Annotated in this window: 3 protein-coding genes; 1 reads left to right on the top strand and 2 read right to left on the bottom strand. The window is 53.9% G+C overall.

The annotated features are described in order from the left end of the window. Both Q0M74_RS13420 and Q0M74_RS13415 read right to left on the bottom strand, forming a co-directional pair. On the bottom strand, positions 1-263 hold a 263-nt coding region (locus Q0M74_RS13420), incomplete at its 3' end, for a hypothetical protein (RefSeq protein WP_293955289.1). Then, positions 260-1,615 carry a nitrous oxide reductase family maturation protein NosD gene (locus Q0M74_RS13415; protein ID WP_293955287.1) on the bottom strand — a complete coding sequence of 452 codons (1,356 nt, stop codon included), beginning with the start codon at positions 1,613-1,615 and terminating at the stop codon, positions 260-262. The genes Q0M74_RS13415 and Q0M74_RS13420, both read right to left, overlap by 4 nt. A 475-nt stretch (positions 1,616-2,090) precedes the next feature. On the opposite strand from Q0M74_RS13415, the gene Q0M74_RS13410 reads away from it, so the two are divergent. After that, on the top strand, positions 2,091-3,823 hold a 1,733-nt coding region (locus tag Q0M74_RS13410; RefSeq protein WP_293955285.1), incomplete at its 3' end, for a hypothetical protein.

Genomic DNA, 3,823 nt, shown 5'->3' with positions numbered 1-3,823 from the left:
ACACCTGCGTAACCGGCGTGCTCGACATAGTCCACCCAACCGGTGATACGCAGTCCCTGTCCCTGCACAACAATATCGGTTTCAAAAGAACGGATACCCTGGTCAAAATTATTGAAACGGGCCAGTGCGAGGACCTGGGATTCCTCAGTGGTCACCGGATGCCATTCAGGTTCAGAAGAACAACTGACAAGCGAAGTGAAAGCGAGCGCACCCACCAAAATGGTGGCTGCGCCTGCTGCTCTGCGGGTCTGGGAAAAGATCACAGTGTACCTGTTCTTTCTGACAGATAGCTGGGTTCAGGAAGCCCAAAATCATCTGCTGAGGGCATGACTATGCGATCTGACAGTCTCGTATATGTATTCCGCGGGGGTAGCTGAGGTTGCATGATGGGTTTAGCCACAGAAAGATAACTCACCCCACGGGGAGCCTCCGGTCCCGGGATTGAGGTTGCAGCTGCCTGAGCTGCGGAGACATCACCATTTTGGGATGTCGGGGCAGTGCAGACTTCCGAGACCAGAGTGTCTGCGAGTGCCTCCGGATGGGTGTTGAGACCAGCTGCAGGGTCAAAGCAGTTTGCACTGGCGGGGGAGCGTTCAGCTGAGAGGTTAACCACGTCCAGGTGATTCCCAGTCAATTCATTCTCGATGAAGGCATTCGACTCGGAGGGAAGGTCCTCGATATTGTCCAAAATGATACCCGAGCGGGAGTTTCCGGCGATCAGGTTGCGCTGAATCAGGTTGCCCACACCGCCACTGATGCCGATGCCGGTGCCGAAACCACCATCAGCCTGGGCAGGTGAATCAGACTCATTATTATCAGCGATGACATTGCCCACGATGATGTTGTCTCGTTGTGGCACAAATGATTCCTGGTAGTTCGACAGTAGGGTCAGCCCCACCCGGTTTGAGGAGAAGCGGTTTCCGGCGACCAGGAGAGAATCACTGGCATTGGAGTTTTCAAAACCAACAGCATTGCGCTCTGCCACATTATCCTGCACGAGGATATCGCAATCACGGCATTGCCCCACGTAGATGCCACTATCTGCAGAACCTGAGGCATAGGAATTGATGATGGCGCCATGTTGGGAGTTGAAGGCATAAATGCCATAGAGACCATTGTTGCTGGCCGTGACGTGATCGGCGAGGAAACGCTGCAGCGGTGGGAATTGTTCAGGATCCCAGGGCTCATAGTTGGATGCCGTGGGGGCCTGTGGACCTGATTCATCATGAAGACCGGTGAAGAGCAGGCCGTAGAAGGTGGCATTACTGACGGTCAGATTCTCCACGCGCACGCCATCAACGGTGACGACGATGCCATAGGGGCGGATCCCTTCGCCGTCAATGATGGTGTCATTGCGGTCTGCACCCCGAATGGTGATGTCCGGGGTGGTGACCTCGACCTGCTCGTTATAGGTGCCGGGGGCGGCGATGATGACATCCCCGGGCTGCGCCAGTTCTTCAGCGGCGGTGAGCGTGGGCACTTCCTCAGGCACATGGATGATTCCATCGGCATCTGTGGAGGGGGAACAGGCGCCCAACAGGGAGGTAGTCAGCCCGATGGCGGCGATGGAACTTGCCCAGCGGAGGCCACGCGACCTCAAGGCAGATTTGTACATGAGCTCGCACTTTATCATAGCTGTCCTGGCCGGTTCCTTGGTCACATTAATTGCGAGACTGGCTTTTAGGATGAGTTAAGGGCGGGGGTGGTGAAGCTTAACGGGGTTCGCGAGATCGAATCGGTTGCAGGTAGTGGAAATTTTCTATAAATACAGCTGGTGAGGGTTATTTACCGGGAACTGGGGCAGTCTCATAATTACCCCGGGGTCGGAAGGTCTTTATTTAGGACGATCCTTCCCTGAGGAAAATATAAGTGTTTGACCTGCTTGGGCGGTAAATCTATTATTTCTTCAGCTTTTACCTGGGATTTTCCTGTCAATGCCTACCATTGTAGCAAGAATCCTACCAGAGCTCTGTTCGTGTCTCCGGTTCAAGGTATAAGCCATTAACTATAGGAGATTAATGTATAGAGGTTCCTTCATGGGGAGAGGGCGGCCCAGAAAAGCTGGACCGTCCTCTCTTTTACGGCGAGGGGTGGCCAGCCTTACTGCAATCGCACTTGCAGCAACTGGCATCCCGGTAGCGCAATCCCAGGAAACCCCACCGGTCACCGGCAAGGTCTTCCTGGACTACGGTGGCGATGGTGAATTCACCGTCGGCACGGATTCCCCTCTCGGCGGTATTACTGTTACTGCCTATGATGAATCAGGAGACAGCGTTGGTTCAACGACCACCTCCGTCAATGATCAGGGCGAGGGAAATTACACCCTTAATACTTCTGTAGCCGAAGATGCCCCACTGCGGATTGAATTCACTGACCTTCCGCAAGGAATGAATGATTCCTTCAATGCAGGGCAGAGCAGTGTTCAGTTCGCTCTAGCTGGTGCAAGTGGTATTGATTTCGGAGTACTGGATGTTAATCAGTACAACCCGATTGCTGCAGGTGCTGCAGGATCTGATCCGACAGTCGGCACAGCGATCCTGGCAGCGGGGAGGCATGACCATGTTGCTGCAGCTGATACCGAAGTTCTGGTTGCCACGAAGTGGAACGTAGGCCAGAACGTTTCGGGTGGTAACGCTGATTTTGCTGCCCGCACAACTTGGGCGACTTATGGAGAAGTTGGTTCGATCTTCTCTGTGGCTGCTGACACTGTGAGCAATAGAGTTTTCGCCGGAGCTGCCTATAAGCGTATTTCTGACCTGGGGCCTGAGGGGCTTGGTGGCATTTACTATGTCTCCAATGCTCTAGACGCTGCAGGAACCCCTCAGGAAGGCGATACCCCACGGGGTTTTGACGTCGTCGCCGATCTGGGAATTAATGTCGGTCAAGATCTCATTGCATCACGGCCAGCACTTGGCGAACCTAATCTGCTCATCCCTGATGTTAATGCCTTTGAAAATGCAATGAAGGTCGGCATCGGTGGAATGGCTATTGATAGCCAGGCCCAGATCCTGTATTTTGTCAATCTCTTTGACAAGCGTGTTTATGCGATTGATATCTCTACCGTGGAAGAGCCACGTCTGATTGCTTCCATTGCAGCCCCTACCAATGCTGGCCAGCGTGCTTTTGCCCTGACCTTGAACCAGGGGCAGCTCTACGTTGGTTACAACGATACTGGTGAAAGTGAAGCCTGGCGTTCAGCAGAGGACGCCGAAATGAAGTACTACGTCGACCGCATTGATGTGCTCGATCGCGATGCTTCTAGCTTCACCGGATCCTGGTCCAACGTTCTTAACGATGGTGACCTGAGCTATGAAAAGGGAAGCGTCACCAACAATTGGGGCGGTAGCGGAAATCTCCCAGAGTTCACCGAGGCCTATCCACAGGTTTCACAGTGGAACTCCTGGACCGACACGTGGATTGAACAACCAGACCCTCCAGTTGCTGACTGGGATGCTTATGTAAAAGAGCAGTCCCGGATGGGGCGCACAGTCGGTATTTTCGATGACTCCCGTAGCTGGGGGCATAAGACACACGTCTATCCTCAGCCGATGCTGTCCGGACTGGCATTCGATCAGGAAGGCTATCTGACTCTTGCCTTCGCTGACCGCACTGGTTTCCAGGGCGGTAATCGCAACTGGGCCGCCTATGAGCAACCAGCACAGCAGCACTCGGTAGCGGACCTGTGGGAATCTCTTTCCTCAGGTGATCTTCTGATTGCAGCGCCTGAATCTGAAGGTGGCTTTCAGATCACTCAGTGGACTCCTGAGAGTAACGGTAGTGCTGGTGATCGCACCGGAACTGGTCAAGATAACCAGGGGCCTGG

This window comes from uncultured Corynebacterium sp. (assembly GCF_945649885.1).
Classification (GTDB): domain Bacteria; phylum Actinomycetota; class Actinomycetes; order Mycobacteriales; family Mycobacteriaceae; genus Corynebacterium.
This window is presented reverse-complemented; position numbering and strand designations above follow the sequence as displayed.